The sequence below is a fragment of the Rhodospirillales bacterium genome, from assembly GCA_016712595.1.
In the GTDB taxonomy this organism is placed as follows: domain Bacteria; phylum Pseudomonadota; class Alphaproteobacteria; order Rhodospirillales; family Defluviicoccaceae; genus Defluviicoccus.
The window spans coordinates 1,061,140-1,081,386 of the sequence record JADJQT010000001.1 but is presented as its reverse complement, the minus strand read 5'-3'; the positions used below and the strand labels follow the sequence as shown (position 1 = coordinate 1,081,386).

The window sequence follows — 20,247 nt, the reverse complement described above, 5'->3', positions numbered from 1 at the left end:
CCGTTTGGCCACGACCCGGTAATCTCACGCTGTTACGATGTATTAACTGAAATTTATTAATATAATATCAGCATAGTGTGGAATATTATTTCCACACGATGAGTATTTATTGACGTTATTTGTTAGATAATCTCGATATTTATTAGTTTTTACCTCGTCAGGAGGCGAAAATGGACAGCGAAGCGCTGATGCCGACCTATCACAAGATTGCCGTCGTCGGCATGTCTGTTTGGTATCCCGGCGCGCAAAGCATGCGTCAATTTTGGGAAAATATTCTTACTAAACGGTCGCAATTCCGGGAAATGCTCGATCAGCGGCTGCCCCTCGCTGAATACTGGAACGAAGACAAGTCGGCTCCGGACAAAACCTATGGCCGATGGGCAGCCTATATTGACGGTTTCGATTTCGACTGGCGCAATCGGCGTGTGCCGAAATCCGCGGCCGAATCATCCGACATCGTCCACTGGCTAGCGCTCGAAGTCGCACTCCGCGCACTGCAAGACGCCGGCTACAGCCGCGATCAGATCCGAGGCTCGCGCACGGCGGTCATCCTCGGCAATACGCTGACCGGCGAATGGACGCGCGCGAACACCATGCGCACGCGCTGGCCATTCGTCGAAAAAGTGTTGCGCAAGACCGCGATGACGCGCGGTCTCGATGGCGAGGCAATGGAGCAATTCCTGGCGGATGCCGAGGGCGCGTTCAAGTCTGTATTTCCACCAGTGGACGAAGACACGCTTGCCGGCGGTCTGTCGAACACCATCGCCGGGCGGGTTTGTAACTTCCTCGATCTGCACGGCGGCGGCTACACCGTCGATGGCGCATGTTCCTCCTCGATGCTGGCAGTGATCAACGCCGCCAATGCGCTGGTGCTGAGGGACGCCGACATGGTGCTCGCCGGCGGCATCGACATCAGCCTCGACAACTTCGAGTTGATTGGATTCGCCAAGACCGGCGCCCTGACAGCCGACGAGATGCGCGTCTACGATCAGCGCGCGAGCGGGTTCATCCCCGGCGAAGGGTGCGGCTTTGTCGTCCTTAAGCGACTGACCGACGCAATCGATGACGGCGACCGGATTTATGCCGTCATCAACGGGTGGGGCATATCCTCCGACGGCAAGGGTGGAATCACCGCGCCCAGTGTCAACGGTCAGGCGATCGCGCTACGGGCTGCGTATCGCAAGGCCGGCTACGACGCCTCCTCGATCGATTTTATTGAGGGGCACGGCACCGGCACGCCGCTTGGCGATAACGTCGAGTTGCGCGCGATCTGCGCCGCGATGCATCCCGAAGCCGCCGAGCGCAGCGTTGGGGTTACCTCGCTGAAATCGGTGATCGGTCACACCAAGGCCGCTGCCGGCATCGGCGCCCTCATCAAGACGGTCATCGCTGTCAACCGACGGGTTTTGCCGCCGATCTGCGGCACTGAGGTCGTTCGTGACGTCTTCCGCGAAGAGGCCAAGGCCATATTCCCGCTGATCGATGGCGCGATTCGTCCACACGCCGACGTGCTGCGCGCTGGCGTTTCGGCCATGGGTTTCGGTGGCATCAACACGCATGTCACGTGTGAATCGTTCGGCCCGCCTGCCCGCCATATTCAGCCGTTCATGTCCGAAGCGGTTCTTCTGGCTCACCCGGAAGACGCGGAGGTTTTCGTCTTCGCCGCACCATCCATCGACGAGATGCGCCGCCAGATCGACACCGTGCGCGCCGATGCCGCTCACATGGCCAAGGGCGAACTCGCTGATCTCGCCGCCAGCCTCGCCCATCGTATGGCGCCGAACGCGCCCATTCGTGCCGCCTTCGTCGCCGACTCGCCGCAAAGCTTCACCTTAAAGCTGGATGCGCTCACGGCGATGGCAGGCAAGGGCGTCCGCGAGGGCCGCTTTGTGCGCGACGAGCCGCGCGCAATCTGGTTTGGCAACAACGTCAACCGGACGCGCGTCGCGTTCCTGTTCCCCGGACAAGGATCGCAACGCGTAAACATGGCGAAAACGCTCATCCGCCGTTTTGCCTGGGCCGCCGAGCTCGCCGAGGCGGCCGAGCAGGCAACGACGGCTCTCGGCACGGACGGGCTGGTCGATCGCATCCTGATCGACAATCTGCAGGTGCTGACCGACGACGCGATCTCGGCGCGTCAACGTGCCTTGGCGCAGACCGAAGTCGCGCAGCCGGCGATCATCCTGGCATCGCTGATCTGGTATCGTTACCTAGCGGAACTCGGCATTACTCCAGCAGCCGCCGGTGGCCACAGCCTCGGCGAACTAATGACCCTTTACGCCGGTGGTGCGTGCGACGAACGCACGCTGCTCTCACTGGCCGCACGGCGCGGCTATGAGATGTCGCCTGGCCGCGGCGACGAACGGGGCAAAATGGCCGCGTTGATGTGCGACCGACAGACGGCACAGGCATTGATCGGCTCGGTGCTTGGCTACGTGACCATCGCCAATATCAACGGGCCGACGCAGATCGCCGTATCGGGCGAGGGCGCCGCGATCGATGCAATCGTGACCGCGGCGGGGCGGCAAGGCGTCAACGCACGCCTGCTGCCCGTTTCCAACGCTTTTCATTCCAAATACATGGATGGCGCATCGGCGCACTTCGCCGACGTGTTCGCCGGCCTGGAGGGCTCGATCGCCGGTTGCCGGACGCTGTCGTGCATCGACGGCAATCCAATTCTGGGCACGGTCAAGGTTGGCGCACACCTCGGCCAGCAAATGCTGGCCGAGGTAGACTTCGTCGCCCTCGCTCATTCGCTCGCCGAAGAAGCCGATCTCGTCATCGAAGTCGGACCGGGGCGGGTTCTCAGTGACCTGTTCGGCTCGATCGTCGGCAAGGAGACCGTCCTGGCGCTGCCGATCGAACCGCAGGCGGGGAGCATGCAGGGCTGGAAACAGGTTCTCGCCGCCACCCATGTGTTTGGTCATGAACTCAATTGGTCGGCGCTCTACGCCGATCGCCTGATCCGCCCGTTCATTCCGGCACACCAGCGCTTGTTCCTGGAAAACCCGTGCGAACGCGAAATCGTCGTGCCGGCTTCGGCCTTTGGTCTCACCGCCATCCCGGCCCCGGACCACGGCTTTACCTCCGTGGTGGCCATCGGCTCGGCGACCGACGGCGCCACCGTTCTCCCCTTCCCGGCGCCGATGCGGCCGGCGGACACCGCCACCGGATCGCCGCAACCCGCCCCCCACGGTGGTGCCGGCGAAGCGGCAGCGCCCGTAGCTGCGGTTCAGCCGCCGGCGGTGCCGCAGCAGAGCACACGGCAACGGGTGATGCAGGTCGCAGCCGAGCTTACCGGCTTCGATATCGCGATGCTGAGCGGCGATATGCGCCTGCTCGACGATTTGAACATCGACTCGATCAAGTCGGCCGAACTGATCGCGGTGCTCGCACGCGAGTTCGGCAAGGAAGCGCAGAGCGAGGCATCGACCCTCGCCAACGCCAGCATCGATGCGCTTGCCGAGTGGCTCGGCGAGCGTCCGGCGATGCCGGGCGGCCCGCAACCCTCCGCTCCAGCCGTTCTGCCCGCCCCGGCGCCCGTTGCCAGCGTTCCCTCGGCAGCGGTGGCGGGACCGACGACGCCGGCCTTGCTGGTGTTGCCGGCGCAACCGGAGGCGCGCGCGATCGAGAACCAGCTGCTCACGCTGGTGGCGCAACTCACGCAGTTCGAGCAGGAAACGCTCGACGCCGACATGAAGCTTCTCGACGACTTGAACATGGACTCGATCAAGGCTGCGGAAATGCTGACGCTCGTCAGCAAGGAGCACGCGCTCCCTGAGGCGTTGCCGCTCACCGATTACGCCAACGCGCGGATCTCGGATATTGCACGCGCCATCGTCTCGGCGCGCACCCAGGCACCCGCCACCACCGCTCCGGCCGCCGCAACGGCACCCGCCCCATCAGGATCGGCAGCGCGCCGGCAGGCGGCTCCCCCATTTCCGCGACGGGCAAGCTGGGTGCGGAACTTCATCGAAACTCCTGTCCGCAGCGATGTTTCGGCAGTCCCGCCGATGTCGGCATGGCGAACTCGCAACGTTCGCGTCATCCGCGAAAACGATGACCTCGTGGCCGCGGCATGCGCCGCCTGTCTGTCCTCACATGGCGCCCATGTCATAGAGACCGCGTTCAGCAGCCCTGCCGAAGCACATTCCGCACCGGTCGGCGACGTGGTGATTTTCGTGCCCGCCCCCGCCGCGATCCTCGATTGGACATCGCTTGGCTCCTTCCTCGACGCGCTGCATGGAGCCACCCTGAGCGCGCTGGCACTCAATGGAACCGGACCCAAACCGCGCATCGCCTTCGTCCAGCGCTATACCCGCCTGCCCCGGCGCCAGGAAGACAACCCGGTGTACTCGGCGACGGCCTACGTCGCCAGTCTGGCGCTCGAGCGCTCGGACATCCAAATGCGCTCGATCGGCTACACCTCCGGAGCCGCCCACGTGCTTGACCGCCTGGTTGCCGCGATCGGCAGCGAGCTGCTCGTCAAACCGGCGCCGGTGATCGTCTCGTTCGACGATGACGGCGGTCGCTGGACACCGACGTATCCGGTCGACGAGCCAAGCCGTTACCACGACCGCGCCATCGCGTGGACCCGCGAAGACGTGGTGCTGGTCACCGGCGGCGCCCGCGGGATTACCGCGGAATGCGCGCTGGCCTTCGCGCGGAAGACCGGCACGACGATGGCGCTCGTCGGCTCGTCACCGGCGCCGGATCCGCAGGCGGCGGATGATGCCGCCAAAGAGATCCGCCACACGCTCGACCGCTATGCCGAAGCAGGCCTGCGCTGCCGCTACTACAGCGCCGACATTACCGACGGCGCGGCCGTTGCCGCCCTCGTCGCACGCGTACAGCAGGATCTGGGACCGATCACCGGCTTGATCCACGGCGCTGGCCTCAATCGGCCGCGCCCGATCACCACTGTGGTCAGCGCCTCGGCGGCTCAGGAGTGCGCCCCGAAGGTCCTGGGCGCCGTCAACCTGCTGAGCCAGTTGGATATCGCCCGTCTGAAGACCGTTATCGGCCTCAGTTCGATCATCGGCGTGACCGGCATGCACGGCAATGCCGTCTATGCCTTCTCCAACGAGGTGCTTGCCAACCTGTTGGCCGACGTGCGGCGAACGGCGCCCCATGCGCACGTGGTGAGCATCGCCTACAGCGTCTGGGACGAAGTGGGAATGGGCGCGCGGATGGGCAGCATCGATAAGCTCAGCGCCCAGGGGATCGGCGCCATTCCCGTGGCGGAAGGGGTCAGCCGCTTCCTGCGGCTGGCGACGGCGGACGCCGGCACCGATCAGATCATCGTCGCCGGTCGAATGGGACGCAACGGCGCCTGGAACCAGGCAGCGGAGGGGCTATCACAGGTTGATGCGCGCATCGATGGGCAAACGCTGGTCTACCATCATCCGCAGGTGGAGACGGTCTATCGCCGGCGCCTGTCGCTCGCCACGGATACCTATCTCGCCGACCACAACTTCAAGGGCAGCCTGCTGTTCCCGACGGTCTTCGGGCTCGAGGCGATGGCCCGGGCGGTCCACGCGGTCACCGGCGCGGTCTGTCTCGGATCTCACGCGATTACCGACGTCAGCCTTGCCCGACCGATCACCGCCGGCCACCACTACGATACCGAACTCGAGGTCCATGCCGAGGTGCTCGAGCGAGGCACGCCAAGCGATCCGGTACGGGTGCGGGCCGGCGTTCGCTGCGATTTGACCAATTTCGAACACGACCATTTCGCCGCGACGTTCGAGCTGACCGACCTCGGCGAGGGCCCCGGTCACGACGTTGAGGTCGGCGCGCCGCTGCCGATCGCCAAGGAGGGCGGACTTTACGGGGAAGTCCTTTTCCAAGGCCCGCGGTTCCAGCGCATCAGTTCCGTGCACCGGATGGAGAACCCCGATCCGAACAGCGGACTGTGCATTTTCAAATCACGCCATCAACGCGGGGAGTTCCTGCTGGGCGATCCGTTCTTCCGCGACTCGCTGCTGCAGTCGGTCCAGCTGATCATCCCGCAAGACGTCTCGCTCCCGGTGTCGATCGGCCGCATCGAGCTGTTCTCCGCGCCGGACGTCGGCGACGAGGAACGCACCTGCGTTGCCTACCTGGACGAGAAGGACGGCGATTTCTACGTGACCAGCGTCTACGCCCTCGGTGGCGATGGCAGGGTGATCGAACGTCTTCAAGGTTATCGGCTCAAGATCCTGGAACGGCGGGAAACCCCGCGCGTCCTGCGCGAACTCGCGCTCGCCTGACATTGAAACCATTCAAAACCAAGGGGATAGGACATGGGCGAACTCTCTTTCCAGGACGCTGGAGATACTCTCAAAATCTGGGCCGAGGATTGCGGCGGCCCGCAAGGGCAGGAAGTCTTCGTCAGTACATTCATCCCGCCGTTCCGCATGTTCGCGGACGTCGATCGCAGCATCTACTACCCGCATTACTTCTCCTGGATGGGGGAAGCGCGAGAGATGTCGGTGCTTCCCGTCCTTCAGCGGCTGAACCAATGGATGGGTTCGGGCCGATGGGGATTGGTGACCAACAGCGCCTCCGTCGAGGTTGTGGGCGAGACGATGGGGGAGAATAACATCGTCTGCGTGCGCATGTGGTCGGGGCTGCCGAGCAACGCCAGCGTCGATATGACCTTCGACTGGTGGTCGATGGCGCCGGACGGCCCGCTCGAGCGGATCGCGCTCGGTCGGATGAAGACCACCTGGGTCGAGGTTCTCAGGCATGGCTCGGTCAAGCCGGCCGAACTGCCCTCTTTCTACGCGGACTTCCTGAAGCGCGTGGGACCCCAGTACGACGCGCCGGACACCTTGCCGACGTTGCCGGAACCGCTGCGCGATGTGTCCCTCGGCGAGACTCTGTTCAAGGCGAAGCAGGGTCCGCGCGCCGAAGTGCCGCTGGCGACCAAGTCGTTCGAGACGTCTCAGTACCACTCTAACATCGTCAGCAATATTTACTTTTCAAATTACGCCATGTGGCTGGCCAAGATGCGCGAACATTACTTCTGGTCCATCGCGCCGCAACTGTACGTTCCTGGCGCGCAACCGGGCGTGTTGAAGTGCCTGCACTGCGCCGTTCATCACTTAAGGGAGGTCATGCCCTTCGAGGTCATCGAGGTAACGATGGCGCTGAGGGGACTCTATGGCAACGGCGTCGAGCTTTATTTCGAGTTCTTTCGCAAAAACCCGGACGGGACCCGTACGAAAGTCGCCTACGGCGATCACCGTGCCGCCTGGATGGCTAAGGGCGCCGATGGCCGGTCGCAGGTGCGACCGCTGCCGCCGGAACTGGCCCGACCGCTGCGGCAGGCCGCAACCGCGCTCATCCACGCCTGAATGACGTCCCGCATCCACCGGGATGGGGATGAGCCGTAATCACGGAGACGCAACAATGAGGACTTGGATCGCCGGCGCCGTACTTGGCACTTGCATTGGCCTGTCACTGATCGGGCCGTCCGCGCTCGCCGCATCTGAATCGACTCTCTACGACGTTGGCTACCATGAGCACTCGATCAAGGTTGACGAGTACTACGCGCCGCCAGGGGCGGTGATACAGGTGGGGCTGAATTACCGCGAGTGGTATTCGCCCAACGCCACCGATGTGCTCGTCTACGTCTCCGGAATGCAGAGCCACAGCCAATGGTTCAACGACGCAGCCGATGAATTCGCGGCGCGAGGCTTCAATGTCTACGCGCTGGACCGGCGCGGCTCCGGCCTGTCGCATGGAAAGCGTGGCCATGTGCGCACGCCGTTCCAGTGGGTTGCCGATCTTGCCCAGTTCATCGGCTTCGTGAAGGCAAAAAACCCGGGCAAGCGGGTGCACCTGATGGGCAACTCGTTCGGTGCACGCATCGTGATGACCTATGCCGAATCGTTCCCGACGACGATCGATACGCTCATTCTCGAGACTCCGGCGACGGCCATGCGGGTCTCGTTGACGCCGCAGACGATGGTCGAAATTCAGTCGTACGTCTGGAAGTACTACCCCACGCCCCTGCATGACGAGTTGTTCACCGACCAGGTCAACTACCTCGATTTCATGGCGCAGGACGATCTCGCGATCCGCAACATCACCGCGAACATTTACAAGATGGGTGAATTGATCAACGTCGGCAATCTCATGGCCAGAGGCCTTGCCCAATTGACCATGCCGGTACTTATGCTGGTCTCTAACGACGATCCGATCGTCGATACGCCCGCCGTGGTCGCGACCATTTATGATCGATTGAACACGTCCAAGAAGCTCGTCCGCTACGACGGTGTCCGCCACTTCTTGCTGTTCGAACCCGTTCATGCCCAGGTCATCGAGGAGATTTCCGCGTGGATGAACGGCGCAACCACTACGTCCGCCGCGAAGCGCGCGGCCGCAGCCGTCGCGCCCAGTGATGCCGTGGAAGAAGACGGCAGCGATTGGATCTTATCGCTGCGCACTGAAGCCGAACAGATGGGCTGGAGCCCGCTGTTAAACCAATAAGCAGCGCGAAGTGGCTCTGAGAAAAGTGGCGTTGCTCGGGCGGCACTTGGCACGAGCAACGCCACGCAGGCTCGATGTGATCAACAGTAAGTAGGCCCGTGGCGGTCTGCTGAAGCCGGCCGCGGCGCGAATTCTTCGCTCGCACCGCCGGCCAATAGCACGCGTGAGGGAAACCGCCGTGAAGATCCGAACGATCACCGTCTGGGCCGAAGAGATCCCGCTGAAGTTCGCGTTCAAGCACGCGCTGGCTGAGCGGCGCCATTCGGACTCGCTCATCGTCAAGGCGGTGCTTGATAACGGCGCCTGCGGCTGGGGCGAAGCGCTGCCACGCCAATACGTCACCGGCGAAACGGTCGGCGGCTGCATCGAAGCGCTCGGCACGCGGATCCTGCCTCGGCTTGCCGGACTCGAGATTACGACTGCCGACGATCTGCGGGCGGCAATCCTCGATCTGCATGACGATCCGTTAACCGGAGGGGATCTGGCCGCCCTGTGCTCGATCGAGCTGGCGTTGCTCGACGCCCTCGCCCGCTCTGAGGGCAAGACGATGTACGCGCTCCTCGACCGCAAGCCGCGCGTGCGGACCGTCACCTACAGCATGGTCCTTGGCTCCGGCGAAAAGAAGGCCCGCAAACTGGCGCGACTCAGCCGGCTGCTCGGAATCGCTGAAATCAAGGTCAAGGTCGGCCCGTCGCCGATCGATAATGAGCGGCTCGTTTTCGCCGTCCGCAGCGTCTATCCCCATGCCCGACTGCGCCTCGATGCGAACTGCGCCTGGACGCTCGACTCGGCAAGGCACAACCTCGATGTCCTGCGGCGATACGGCATCGAAGCCTGCGAGCAGCCACTGGACAGGCACGACATCAACGGACACGCGCGGCTGGTAGCGGAATACCCGGCACTGCGGATTTGCGCCGATGAATCGCTATGCTCGTACAACGATGCCCGCAAGCTGGCGGTCGCAAGGGCGGTGAATTGCTTCAACATCCGGTTGTCCAAAAACGGCGGACTGTTCAATGCGCTGCGTATTCACGCCCTGGCGCAAAAAGCGGGCATCGCCTGCCAATTGGGAGCCCAGGTCGGCGAAACGTCGATCCTCTCGGCGGCGGGCCGCATATTCGCGGGAATCTCAGGTGATCTTTGCTACCATGAAGGGTCGTTCGGTACGCGCCTGATCGCCAGCGATGTGGTTCGCCGCCCTGTCGTCTTCGGCCTCGGTGGCCGGGCGGTGACCCGCTGCCGTGGCCAAGGCTGGGGAATACCGGCGGACGAGGCGCAGGTCGAGCGCTTCGCAGTGGATCGGGTCAGCTTTCCGCCTGTCGGATCACACGCCGTTTTAATGCGGAGCGAAAGCATGCCGCAGTCTTCTCCTCCATCGCTGGCGCTCGGTGGAATGGCCTGACCGGCATCGTGGCCTCACCGATTGCGGCCGTCAGCGGCTCAACCTCAGCAAGCGAACTCAAACCAGAGAGGGTGACGAGATGCGGTTCCCTTCGATGCTCTCCCGGGGCCCACGCGCCGCGATCGACTACGCGCTCTATCGCAACCGTGAAACCGTGCTGTCGATCCCCGGCCGGCGCCTTTACAAGACATTCGTCGCCGCGACCAAGGACGTCAAATCGACGCAGGCGGCAGTCCTCGCGGACATTTTGAACTACGCCGGCGAGACGGTTTACGGGCGCGAGCACGGATTTGCCTCGGCGCGCGGGTATGACGACTACGCACGCCGCGTTCCGATCAACGATTACGAAGACTTGCGGGAAGCGATCGATCGCCATACGCGCGGCGAGCGCGACGTGCTCTTTCCCGGCAAACCCTTGATGTACAATCAGTCGAGCGGCACCACGGCGTTGCCGAAGCTGATTCCCGTCACCCCGTACAACTTCGAGCGGACCATCCGCGATCGCGGCAAGCTTTGGCTTTACGGCTTGATGCAACAGTTTCCGGGCGCCTACGCCGGCAAGGACATGACGATGATCTCGCCCGCAGTCGAGGGGCATACGGCCGACGGCACGCCGTTCGGATCGCTCTCCGGGCTGGTCTATAAGAATATCCCCAGCTTCCTCAGCCGGGTGCATTCAGCTCCCTATAGCGTCTATACGCTGAGCGATTATGAGGCAAAGGCCTACACCGTGCTGCGCTGCGCGCTGGCGAGCGACGTTTCGATGGTCCTCACCGCCAATCCTAGCACCATTCTCAACCTCGTCACCCGCGCGGACACGTGGAAAGAACGGCTGATCCGCGACATCCACGACGGCACGCTCGACCCTGAAGTCGACCCCACCATTCGCGCCGAGCTCGCGCCCATGTTGCGAGCCAATCCTCTACGGGCGGCGGTTCTTGACCGCTTCGCCCGCCAAAGCGATGCGCTGCTTCCATCCGATTACTGGCCCAACCTGAAACTGATCCACACCTGGAAACAGGGTAACTGTGCCCTGGTCATTCCCAAGCTCAAGCCCTGGTTCCGCGCCGACACGCCGATCGCCGAGTTTGGCTACTTGGCGAGTGAGATCACCGCCACCGATCTCATCGACGCCGAGACCGACGGTTCGATCTTACAGGTCCGCAGCGCCTTCTACGAATTCAGCCCATACGAGGATGGCGGGGACGATCGCGGCGATCGCATGCTGCTCGCCCATGAACTGACCGTGGGCCAGCGCTACTTCGTCTACGTTACGACCTACAGCGGCCTTTACCGCTACGACATGAACGACGTCATCGAGGTGATCGGCTCGTTTGGCCAGGCGCCGGTCATTCGCTTTCTGTTCAAGGGCAAGGGGATTACCAGCCTCCAAGGCGAAAAGCTATCGGAGGAACAGTTGATCGAAGGGGTGCGCCAGGCCGCGTGCGAACTCGCTGTGCGGGCCGATTTCTTCATCGCCTACGCCGATGCCGACCACCAGCGCTACGAGTTGTTGATCGATCTCGGTGACGACGCCCGTTCGCCGGCGCTGACGCAGCTCGCCGACGCGCTCGATCGGGCGCTGATGGCGGTGAATGTCGAGTACGCGGCAAAGCGCAAGTCGGCCCGCCTCCATCAGCCCGTGGTGATCGATGCCGGCCGCAATTTCTTCGAGCGGTATAAGGCGATGCGTCTGGCGGAGGGGGCCTCGGAAGGTCAGTTCAAGTGGCTCCACCTGACATCGAGCGATGATCTTCGCGCCAAACTCGTGCGGCTCAGTGGTCTGCGCGCGGAATCGCATGTTCGCGGCCTACAGCGCGAGGTGGCGGGCTAGGCCGACCTCGCTTGGACGGCGCACGGTGACTGCGAATGCGCGCGTCAGACATGGCGGACCGAGAACCGACGGAAGCCAGGTCGGCCGACGGACATCCGACGGTCCGGCTCGCGCCGAAGACGATCCATGTTTTCGCGCTCGATCTGGCGCAGACCGGAGCCAACGGGGATCAGCGCGGAAATGGGACCCGCCCGAGGCGAGGACCGCAGCGATCCCCGTTCCCGCAACCGGCCCGCCGGCATCGGGACCCTGCCACGGAGGACTGGCTGCGCTGCATTCTCGGCGCCTGCACCGGACGCGATCCGCAATCATTGGTGATCGCGCGCACGGCCGAAGGGCAACCTTTGCTTCACGGCCAGGACCCGATGGAGCGAACGTGCTTTAGCCTTTCTCATTCGGCGGCGTTGATGCTGCTGGCGGTCACGCGCGATTGGCCGGTCGGCGTCGACGTCGAGGCGATCCGCCCGATCCCCGTCATGTCGTCGATCGCCGAGTATTACTTTTCGCCGGCCGAACGCCGTGAACTTCTCTCTGTCCGCAGTGAGGATCGCCTGCGGGCCTTTTTCAACGGCTGGACGCGCAAGGAAGCGTTCGTCAAGGCTACCGGCGACGGCATGGCGCGGGATTTTCGCTCGTTCGACGTGACCCTCGCCCCGGGATCCGCGCCGGCCCTTTCCGCGGTTCGCTCGCATGGCACGATGGAGGTTAGCGATGCTTGGGAGATATTTGCGTTCGAACCACGGCCGGGCTACGTCGCTGCGGCCGTCGCCCGCGGCGGAGGCTGGCGGCTTGCTTTCGATGACTGAGTCCTGCCCGCGGCGCGCTCCGATCCAGCTCGGGACAGTGCCCGGAACAGCCGGGCGGACCAATCGGGATGTGCGCTGATGTCGTCGCTGACCCCCGTGACGCCCGATGGCCGCCCGACGGCCGCCCTGGTACCACTGCTTGCCTCGCTGGCCGCGGTCGGCCAGTTCGCGTGCAATATTTACATTCCGTCTTTGCCCGGAATAGCGGTGGCGCTCGCACAGCCGATGCCGGCGGTGCAGATGACCCTCGCGGCGTTTTTCGCGATGTTCGCACTCGGTCAGTTGATCTGCGGCCCGCTCTCGGATCGCTACGGCCGGCGGCCGGTGCTGATCGTGGGCATGCTGACCTTCCTTATCGGCACCGCGGTCTGCGCCGCGTCCACCGATCTGGGAACGCTCATCGCCGGCAGGATCATCCAGGGCGGAGGAGCCGCCGCAGCGTTCGTCATTTCCCGGGCGATGACCCGCGATTTGTTCAGCGGCACCGATCTCACCCGGGTGATGGCCCTGATCTCCATCGCCTTCGCTCTTGTCCCGGGCTTAACGCCGTTGGTCGGCGGGCTTTTGAATGAGGTGGGCGGCTGGCGATCCACGTTCGCCGCCGCGCTCGCTTTCGGACTGGTCGTCTTCGTTTGTACCCTGCGGCTGACAGAAACCAACCACGCGCGGACATCGCGGATCGATGTTCACGCCATCCGCCGTGCGTACATGGAGGTGCTCGGCACGCGCGCCTTCCTGCGCTTCGCATTGCCTTCGGCGCTGGTCTTCGCCGGCATGTCGGCGTTTTTTGCCGGATCACCGGACGTGTTCATCAACCGGCTTGGCATAAGCCCGATCGAGTACGGGCTTTATCCACCCCTGTCGATCATCGGCTTCGTGCTCGGTGGGCTGGCGACCCGCCGGCTGGCGAGCACGCGATCGCAACCGGAGGTCGCTGGCGTCGGGCTGGGTTTCATCGTCCTTGCCGGCGTGGCGATCGCCGGGTTTCCGGCGGCAGGCGTCGTCCACAAGCACGCGTTCAACGGTTGCATGATCGTCTTCGTCACCGGGCTCGGCATTTTCCTGCCGACGGCGGTAGCTGCGGCACTGTCACCGTTCGCCCGCATCGCCGGCAGCGCCGCGGCCGTGCTTGGATTTCTACAGATGGCGGGAGGTGCCCTCGGCACCATCGCGGTCAGCGCGCTAATCGCATCGCTGCCGGTCATGGCATTTCCACTGGTGATGGCCGCCACGGGCCTCGGCGCGGGGCTCCTGTTCATCGCCTTGAGGCGGAGCGCGACCGAGGGAGCGCGTTTAAGCGCCGATGGCGCTGTTCCTTCGGTGGTCACCGTCGTCGGACCGCCAGCGGGAGAATGATCCATGGCCGTGCGATATCGTGTTTATTCAAACGCTGTTCGCCGGACTGCCGTTCGCCGGGCGAGACGCGATCAGCCCTTGCAGCGGCAGATCAACGCTTCCCCGGATCAGCACCTCGCGATCCGACCAGGGAAAGTCCGGAAAGGTGATCAGCAGCGATACAAGCCCGTGTCCCGCCGCCCAAATCAGTTCGGCGATCGTCCCCGGATCGCCCGGCTGCAACGAGCGGCTGTCGATCAGCATGGCCACCTGGCTCTGCAGCAGGGCGAACGACTGCGGCCCCTTCCCTCCCGGTGCCTGCAGGTCGAGTTCATCGGTGCGATGCGCGAAGGGCAACGCGCCCGCCCTGGCCATGTCCGACTTCGCCATGAAGGTCAGCCGGTATTCGTCAGGGTGATCGAGGCCGAAGCGGACGTAGGCTTCCATCATCCGCCGCAGAACGGTCAGCGGATCGTCGCCGTCATTGCGGATCTGCTCGAATCGATCCAGCAGGCGGGCAAACGCGTGATCGCAAATTTCCAGCAGGATTGCGTCTTTATCCGAAAAATAGAGATAGAGTGCGGCGGAGGTAACGCCGACGCGGGCGGCAATTCGACGGATGGTGGTATTCTCGTATCCTTCCGCGAGAAACACTTCGCCCGCGGCCGCAAGGATTTCCTCGCGACGGACGTGACCCTCTCCTTTACGCTTTCGGTAAGGCTTGCTCATGCGCCGTGCTCGCCTCTTGACTTTTCGATGATCGATAGTAAGTTATCGATGTTTACATCATGCGCCGTCGGTGCGCGAAAGGCAAGCGGCGCAGGGCGCCGTCCGCGCGGCGCCAGGGAGGCGGGGGATGTACACCGTCGCATTGAGGATGCTGGTCGGCGACCGTGCGAAATATCTCGGGCTGATCTTCAGCATCGCCTTTGCCACCATGCTGATGTCGAATCAGGTGTCGATTTTCATCGGACTGATGACGCGAACCGCCAACCAGATCATCGACGTTCAGGAGGCGGATCTGTGGGTGATGGACCCGCGAAGCCATTATGTCGATGAAGTCGAACCGTTGACCGATACCCAACTCTATCGCGTGCGTGGCATTGATGGCGTCGAGTGGGCCACGCCGTTTCTCAAGAGCACGAGCGTGATCCGCGCGCCCAACACGTTGCAACTGACGATCCTGATGGGGGTGGATGACGCCACATTGACCGGAGCGCCCACGCGCATGCTGCTCGGCTCTGTGGAAGACCTGAAGCACCCGGACGCGATCATCATTGATCGCGCCGGTTATCAGTTTGTCTGGCCGGGCGAGCCACTTGCGATCGGCAAGGAAGTCGAACTCAACGATCGCCGCGCGGTGATCGTCGGCATCTGCGAGGCACGTGCACCCTACGCAACGTTCCCTATCGTCTATTCAAAGTATTCCGATGCATTGAATTATATTGGCCGAACGCGCAAGCAACTCTCCTACGTGCTGGTGCGCGCCGATCCCGGCCAGGACTTACAGGAACTTAAAAAGAGAATTGTAGGGGCCACCGGATTAGCCGCACTGACGTGGCGCGAGTTCATGTGGAAGACGATTTCCTATTACTTGTCGCGAACCGGCATTCCGGTAAACTTCGGCATCACCGTTGCACTTGGTTTCATCGTCGGTGCCGCAGTCTCGGCCCAAACCTTCTACATCTTCGTCCTCGAAAACCTCCGTCAATTCGGGGCACTCAAGGCCATCGGCGTCAGCGACGCCACCATCTTGCGAATGATCCTGCTGCAGGCCACGATCGTCGCCATCGTCGGTTACGCGTTCGGCATTGCCTTGTGCGCCGGCTTTTTCGAAATCACCACCCGCGTCGCGGTGCACCTGCGGGGATTCGTGCTGTCGTGGGAGGTGATGGTGGGAACGGCCGCCATCGTCATCGCAATCGCCGCCATTGCGAGTTTTGCCAGTGTGCGCAAGGTCATGGTGCTCGATCCGGCGATCGTGTTCCGCGGCTGAGGACAAGGCGATGGACGCCGTCATGAAACTGCCGCACCCCCCTTTCGATACGGCAACGGACGCTGCGACCCCCACCCCGCCAGCCTCCATCCTGCCTGCCCCCATCGCTGCGGTTCGCTGTCGCGGCATCATCAAGGACTTCGAGACCGGCGATGCGGCGGTGCGGGTTCTTCACGGTATCGATATAGACTTTAATGCTGGAGAAATGACGCTTCTCGTCGGTCCGTCGGGCTGTGGGAAGACAACCCTGATCTCGATCATCGCGGCCATCTTGTCGGCAACGGAAGGATCGGTCGAAGTCCTGGGACAGCCGCTGGCCGGCATGCGCGGACGCGATGTGGTCGCGTTCCGGCGCAAGAACATCGGCTTCATTTTCCAGCAATACAATCTCCTGCCGGCGTTGAACGCGGCCGAAAATGCCTCCATGCCACTGGTGGCCGCGGGGATGTCCCTCGAAGCGGGCGCACGGCGGGCGGCGTCGGTCCTGGAGCGGCTCGGCATGGGGCCGCACATCCATAAACTGCCGCGACAGCTTTCCGGCGGGCAGCAGCAAAGGGTGGCGATCGCCCGCGCTTTGATCCACGAGCCCAAGCTGATCGTCTGTGACGAGCCGACCGCGGCGCTCGACGCCGCGTCAGGGCTATCGGTCATGACTCTGATGCGCGCGGCCGCCCTCGAACCCGACCGCGCCGTCATCGTCGTCACCCATGACAATCGCATTTTCGACTTCGCCGATCGAATTGCCCAGATGGAGGACGGCCGCATCTTGCATATCGAGACGCGGCTTGGCGCCAAGGAGAACGGAGCATGGCACTGAAATTCAGGCCGATGACCCATGGAATGCTGATCGCCGCCGGCGTGGCTCTGGCCTTCGCTGCGGCGTCGGTGGCCAATTCGACAACATCACGGACACAGACCGATCCGCCCGTCACCCCCCCGGCCAGCCCCTATGAGCTCACGGTCGCCGCGCGGGGTCTCGTCGAGCCGGCCAGCGAGACAATCGCCATCGCCATCGATTCCGGCGGGGTCGTGCGGCAGGTGAACGTCGCCGCCGGCCAGACGGTCAAGAAAGGCGATCCGCTGTTTGCCATCGACGATCGCGACGAGCGCGCGGCCGTAACGCTCGCCGAGGCGGATACGCGCGCGACGGAATCATCGATCGCGGCAACCGATCAGAATTTGGCCCTGCAACACTCGGCGGTGAACGAGGCACTGGCGCGCGTCGCCAGCGCCGAAGCCGACGCGGAGCGGACGGCGCTCGATCAACGACGCTATGGCGAACTAATCGAGCAGGGCTGGACGACGCACCAGAGATTTGAAACGGCGACAGCCGATGCGCGCCGCGCTTCCGCAGAAGTGAAAGCCTCGAAGGCGGCAACCGAAAGCGCACGCCGGCAAATCGATGTGCTCAAGGCCGACCGTCAGCGGGCGGTAGCCGAACTCGCACGTGATAAGGCCGCGCTCGATCGCGCCCGGATCGTTCTTGATAAAACCGTAGTCAAGGCGCCGATTGATGGGGCAATCCTCAAGGTGAACGTTCGCCTTGGCGAGTTCGCCGAGCAGGGCGTCTTGAGCGTGCCATTGATGACAATGGGCATTGTCGATCCCCTGCACGTCCGGGTCGACGTCGACGAGACCGACGCACAACGCATCGATGCGCACAGTCCGGCGACAGCGATGCTTCCTGGTGCGTCAGACGTAAAGGCGCCGCTGAAATTCGTCCGCTTCGAGCCGGCAGTCGTGCCGAAGCGCCAACTCGCCGCCGGTTCCAGCGCCGAGCGGGTCGACACCCGCGTTCTTCAGGTGATTTACAGCTTCGATCCCAAGACGTTTCCAGCGATGGTGGGTCAACAGGTGGATGTCTTCGTCGAGACAAGCGCCGCTCCCGGCACCGTGCTTCGGTCAACGACGGACCACCTCGCGCGCTCCGGCTAGAGCGATTTCACGATGACTGTCGATATCCGCAATTGGTGATGTAGTTTGTGCATTCCCTGGAGGAGAAGCTGTCGAGGAGGCTTCTGATTTTGGTCCAGAGGTCGTTGATGGTGCGGGCAGCGGCAGTTCTGAGGAGTTGCTTGAGCTTGGCGAAGACCTGCTCGATGGGATTGAGGTCCGGAGAATAGGGTGGCAGGTAGAGGACGCTGGCGCCACGGCTTCGATCGCTTGGCGGACACCTTCGACCTTGTGCGCGCCGAGATTGTCCATGACGACGACGTCGCCTTCGGCGAGGCATGGAGCCAGAACCTCCTCGACGTAAGTGCGAAAGACGCGTCCGTTAATGGCGCCGTCGATGACGAAAGGGGCGGTGATGCCGTTGCTGCGCAGGGCGGCGACGAAGGTCGAGGTTTTCCAGTGGCCGTGCGGGACGGCGGCGCGCAGCCGCTGGCCGCGCCGGCAACGCCCGCAGGTGCGTGCCATGTTGGTGGTCGCCCAGGTCTCGTCGATGAACACCAGGCGTGCGGGGTTCAGTTTCGGCTGCCGCTGTCGCCAGGCGTCGCCGGCGGCGGCAACGTCAGCGCGCTCCTGCTCGGCGGCATGCCGCGGTTTTTTTGAGCGTCAGCCCGAGCCGGTCGAGGGTATTCCACAGCCCACCGATGCTGGTGGTAACGCCGTGCTTTTCCGAAAGCCAGGCGCGCAGCTCGGCCAGCGTCACGTCGGGCCGCGCCGCGACCTCAGCGCTGATCGCCTCGTGGTGGACCGCCAGCTTGCGGGCAAGATGGCAGCGCTGCGGCCGCGCCGTCGTCTCGCCGGTCCGCATCCGCCGCAGCCGCGCCTTGTAGATGTAAGACACGCTCACCCGGAACAGCGCCGCCGCGTCGGCTGCCGTCATCCCGCCATCGACCGCCGCCAGCACCCGCTCGCGCAGGTCCTGCGAATACGACTGCCCTCGACGCCAACCCATCGCCGCCTCCGGCCCACCAAAACCGGAAACCGATGAACGTATGGCCCGCCCCGTCCGCAAGGGGGTGTTTCGGACTTTGGCGCTGTCCAGTCTGCGTCAACGTATCCGGTCTCGGGTTTTGCCCGGCCAAGATGGAGATCCGCGCAGCTTGGTCCTCATAATCACAACGGCCTCGATCGACCGTTCAATGGGCCAGGGTTACAGGCTGCCGTTCGACTGTCAGGCCATCTTCCTTTCCACCACCCGCAGACACCGTCGGCCGGTCGTCACTGCGACGCGCGTACCGTCCCCCGGATCTTCATGCCGCGGCAAGCTCCGCGTCGTAAGCCCGGCCATGGGCAAGCACCGCCCAGACGATCCGCGCCAGCTTATTGGCCAAGGCGACGATGGCGACGTTCTTCGGCGCGCGCGCCAGCAAGCCCCGCGCCCATCTTCCCAGCGGCGTCGGCTGATCAGCGAGCCGCGGCAGAACCGCTCGCGCGCCATGAATCAGGTTCTTGCGCAGGTAGCGGTTGCCGCGCTTGCTGATCCCGAGCAGATGCGGCTTGCCGCCGGTGGTCCGCTGTCGCGGCGTCAGACCCAGCCATGCCGCCATGTCGCGTCCACGCCCGAAGGTCCGGGCATCGCCCACCGCCGCCGCCAGCGCCGTGGCATTGATCGTGCCTATGCCGGGGATCGTCATCAGCCGGCGCGCCGCCTCGTCTTCGCGCGCCAGCGCCGCGAATTCCGCATCGAAGCCGGCAATCCGCTCGTCGAGGGTCCGCCATTCGCGACGCAAATCCTCGATCAGCAGCCGGATGCGCGGGCTCAACCGGCTGTCGTCCTCGTCGGCGAAGGTGCACAGCTCCACCGCCAGCTTTCCGCGACCTTGCGGGACAGTGATCCCGCGCTCCAGCAACAGAGCGCGCAGATGGTTGATCAGCGCCGTGCGCTCCGCCACCAGCCGCTCGCGCCCCCGATGCAGCGCCTGCACGTCGGACTGCGCCACGCTCTTCACCGGCACAAACCGCATCGTCGGCCGCGTCGCCGCTTCCGCAATGGCCTCGGCGTCGCGGTCGTCGTTCTTCTGCGCCTTGACGTACGGACGCACGTATTCCGGCGACATCAGCCGAACCTCATGGCCCTGGCCGCCAAACACCCGCCCGAGATGGTGCGCCCCACAGCAGGCCTCCATCGCCACAACGCACCGCGGCAACCCGTCAACCAGCCGCTCCAGCATCTCGCGCCGCACCCGCCGCCGCAGCATCACCCGACCGGACCCGTCCAGCCCCACAACACTGCAGACGTTCTTACCCAGATCAATCCCCAGAACCGCGATGTCCATGCCCGTCCCCTCCTTCCTCAAGGCGCCATCCTACCGGATGCCGCAGAAAGGGGCGGGCCATCCCATAATCACACAACCCCCCCCCCCCGGGGGAATCCAGATTCTACTCACCGTGAAACCGCTCTAGGGTCTGTGGACATTCATGTGATCGGTGGGGATTGAACGAACCC

The 20,247-nt window shown here is 63.8% G+C and carries 12 protein-coding genes and 1 pseudogene; 10 read left to right on the top strand and 3 right to left on the bottom strand.

The window, feature by feature from the left end; all coding sequences use genetic code 11:
- Positions 1-170: 170 nt before the first annotated feature.
- The 7 genes from IPK66_04910 (at position 171) to IPK66_04880 (ending at position 13,876) form a co-directional block, all read left to right on the top strand.
- Entirely contained in the window at positions 171-6,251 is a 6,081-nt protein-coding gene (locus IPK66_04910; GenBank protein ID MBK8174631.1) for an SDR family NAD(P)-dependent oxidoreductase, read from the top strand.
- A gap of 33 nt (positions 6,252-6,284) precedes the next feature.
- Entirely contained in the window at positions 6,285-7,340 is a 1,056-nt protein-coding gene (locus IPK66_04905; GenBank protein ID MBK8174630.1) for a hypothetical protein, read from the top strand.
- A gap of 55 nt (positions 7,341-7,395) precedes the next feature.
- A complete protein-coding gene (locus IPK66_04900; GenBank protein MBK8174629.1) occupies positions 7,396-8,478 on the top strand; it encodes an alpha/beta fold hydrolase in 1,083 nt (360 codons plus the stop codon).
- A 178-nt stretch (positions 8,479-8,656) separates the two neighbouring features.
- Positions 8,657-9,880, top strand: coding sequence for a hypothetical protein (locus tag IPK66_04895; protein MBK8174628.1), 1,224 nt, complete (start codon positions 8,657-8,659; stop codon positions 9,878-9,880).
- A gap of 79 nt (positions 9,881-9,959) precedes the next feature.
- Positions 9,960-11,714 carry a GH3 auxin-responsive promoter family protein gene (locus IPK66_04890; GenBank protein ID MBK8174627.1) on the top strand — a complete coding sequence of 585 codons (1,755 nt, stop codon included), beginning with the start codon at positions 9,960-9,962 and terminating at the stop codon, positions 11,712-11,714.
- 35 nt (positions 11,715-11,749) lie between these two features.
- A complete protein-coding gene (locus tag IPK66_04885; protein ID MBK8174626.1) occupies positions 11,750-12,520 on the top strand; it encodes a 4'-phosphopantetheinyl transferase superfamily protein in 771 nt (256 codons plus the stop codon).
- A gap of 78 nt (positions 12,521-12,598) precedes the next feature.
- Positions 12,599-13,876, top strand: coding sequence for a multidrug effflux MFS transporter (locus tag IPK66_04880; GenBank protein MBK8174625.1), 1,278 nt, complete (start codon positions 12,599-12,601; stop codon positions 13,874-13,876).
- Between the two features lie 27 nt (positions 13,877-13,903).
- On the opposite strand, the gene IPK66_04875 is transcribed toward IPK66_04880, so the two are convergent.
- Positions 13,904-14,584: a TetR/AcrR family transcriptional regulator gene (locus IPK66_04875; GenBank protein MBK8174624.1), complete on the bottom strand. Its 681-nt coding sequence runs from the start codon at positions 14,582-14,584 to the stop codon at positions 13,904-13,906.
- Positions 14,585-14,711: 127 nt separating this feature from the next.
- Here IPK66_04875 and IPK66_04870 point away from each other — a divergent pair, with 127 nt between their 5' ends.
- From IPK66_04870 to IPK66_04860, 3 genes are read left to right on the top strand one after another with little or no spacing between them, the layout of a single operon-like run.
- Positions 14,712-15,851, top strand: coding sequence for an ABC transporter permease (locus IPK66_04870; protein MBK8174623.1), 1,140 nt, complete (start codon positions 14,712-14,714; stop codon positions 15,849-15,851).
- A gap of 22 nt (positions 15,852-15,873) precedes the next feature.
- Positions 15,874-16,668 carry an ABC transporter ATP-binding protein gene (locus IPK66_04865; GenBank protein ID MBK8174622.1) on the top strand — a complete coding sequence of 265 codons (795 nt, stop codon included), beginning with the start codon at positions 15,874-15,876 and terminating at the stop codon, positions 16,666-16,668.
- Positions 16,659-17,786 (top strand): HlyD family secretion protein, encoded by a 1,128-nt coding sequence (locus IPK66_04860; protein MBK8174621.1) that lies wholly within the window; start codon positions 16,659-16,661, stop codon positions 17,784-17,786. The genes IPK66_04865 and IPK66_04860 overlap by 10 nt, the downstream gene beginning before the upstream one ends.
- Positions 17,787-17,793: 7 nt before the next feature.
- On the opposite strand, the pseudogene IPK66_04855 reads toward IPK66_04860, so the two are convergent.
- Both IPK66_04855 and IPK66_04850 read right to left on the bottom strand, forming a co-directional pair.
- Positions 17,794-18,753: pseudogene (locus IPK66_04855) on the bottom strand (IS630 family transposase).
- Positions 18,754-19,051: 298 nt separating this feature from the next.
- The gene (locus IPK66_04850) at positions 19,052-20,077 is read right to left on the bottom strand and encodes an IS110 family transposase (GenBank protein ID MBK8174620.1); all 1,026 of its coding nucleotides are present in this window, start codon (positions 20,075-20,077) and stop codon (positions 19,052-19,054) included.
- Positions 20,078-20,247 lie beyond the last annotated feature (170 nt).

Excerpts from the sequence above, each read along its gene's own strand:
- IPK66_04910 (MBK8174631.1), top strand. The coding sequence starts at position 171 with ATGGACAGCGAAGCGCTGATGCCGACCTATCACAAGATTGCCGTCGTC.
- IPK66_04905 (MBK8174630.1), top strand. The coding sequence starts at position 6,285 with ATGGGCGAACTCTCTTTCCAGGACGCTGGAGATACTCTCAAAATCTGG.
- IPK66_04900 (MBK8174629.1), top strand. The coding sequence starts at position 7,396 with ATGAGGACTTGGATCGCCGGCGCCGTACTTGGCACTTGCATTGGCCTG.
- IPK66_04890 (MBK8174627.1), top strand. The coding sequence starts at position 9,960 with ATGCGGTTCCCTTCGATGCTCTCCCGGGGCCCACGCGCCGCGATCGAC.
- IPK66_04885 (MBK8174626.1), top strand. The coding sequence starts at position 11,750 with ATGCGCGCGTCAGACATGGCGGACCGAGAACCGACGGAAGCCAGGTCG.
- IPK66_04880 (MBK8174625.1), top strand. The coding sequence starts at position 12,599 with ATGTCGTCGCTGACCCCCGTGACGCCCGATGGCCGCCCGACGGCCGCC.
- IPK66_04875 (MBK8174624.1), bottom strand. The coding sequence starts at position 14,584 with ATGAGCAAGCCTTACCGAAAGCGTAAAGGAGAGGGTCACGTCCGTCGC.
- IPK66_04870 (MBK8174623.1), top strand. The coding sequence starts at position 14,712 with ATGTACACCGTCGCATTGAGGATGCTGGTCGGCGACCGTGCGAAATAT.
- IPK66_04865 (MBK8174622.1), top strand. The coding sequence starts at position 15,874 with ATGAAACTGCCGCACCCCCCTTTCGATACGGCAACGGACGCTGCGACC.
- IPK66_04860 (MBK8174621.1), top strand. The coding sequence starts at position 16,659 with ATGGCACTGAAATTCAGGCCGATGACCCATGGAATGCTGATCGCCGCC.
- IPK66_04850 (MBK8174620.1), bottom strand. The coding sequence starts at position 20,077 with ATGGACATCGCGGTTCTGGGGATTGATCTGGGTAAGAACGTCTGCAGT.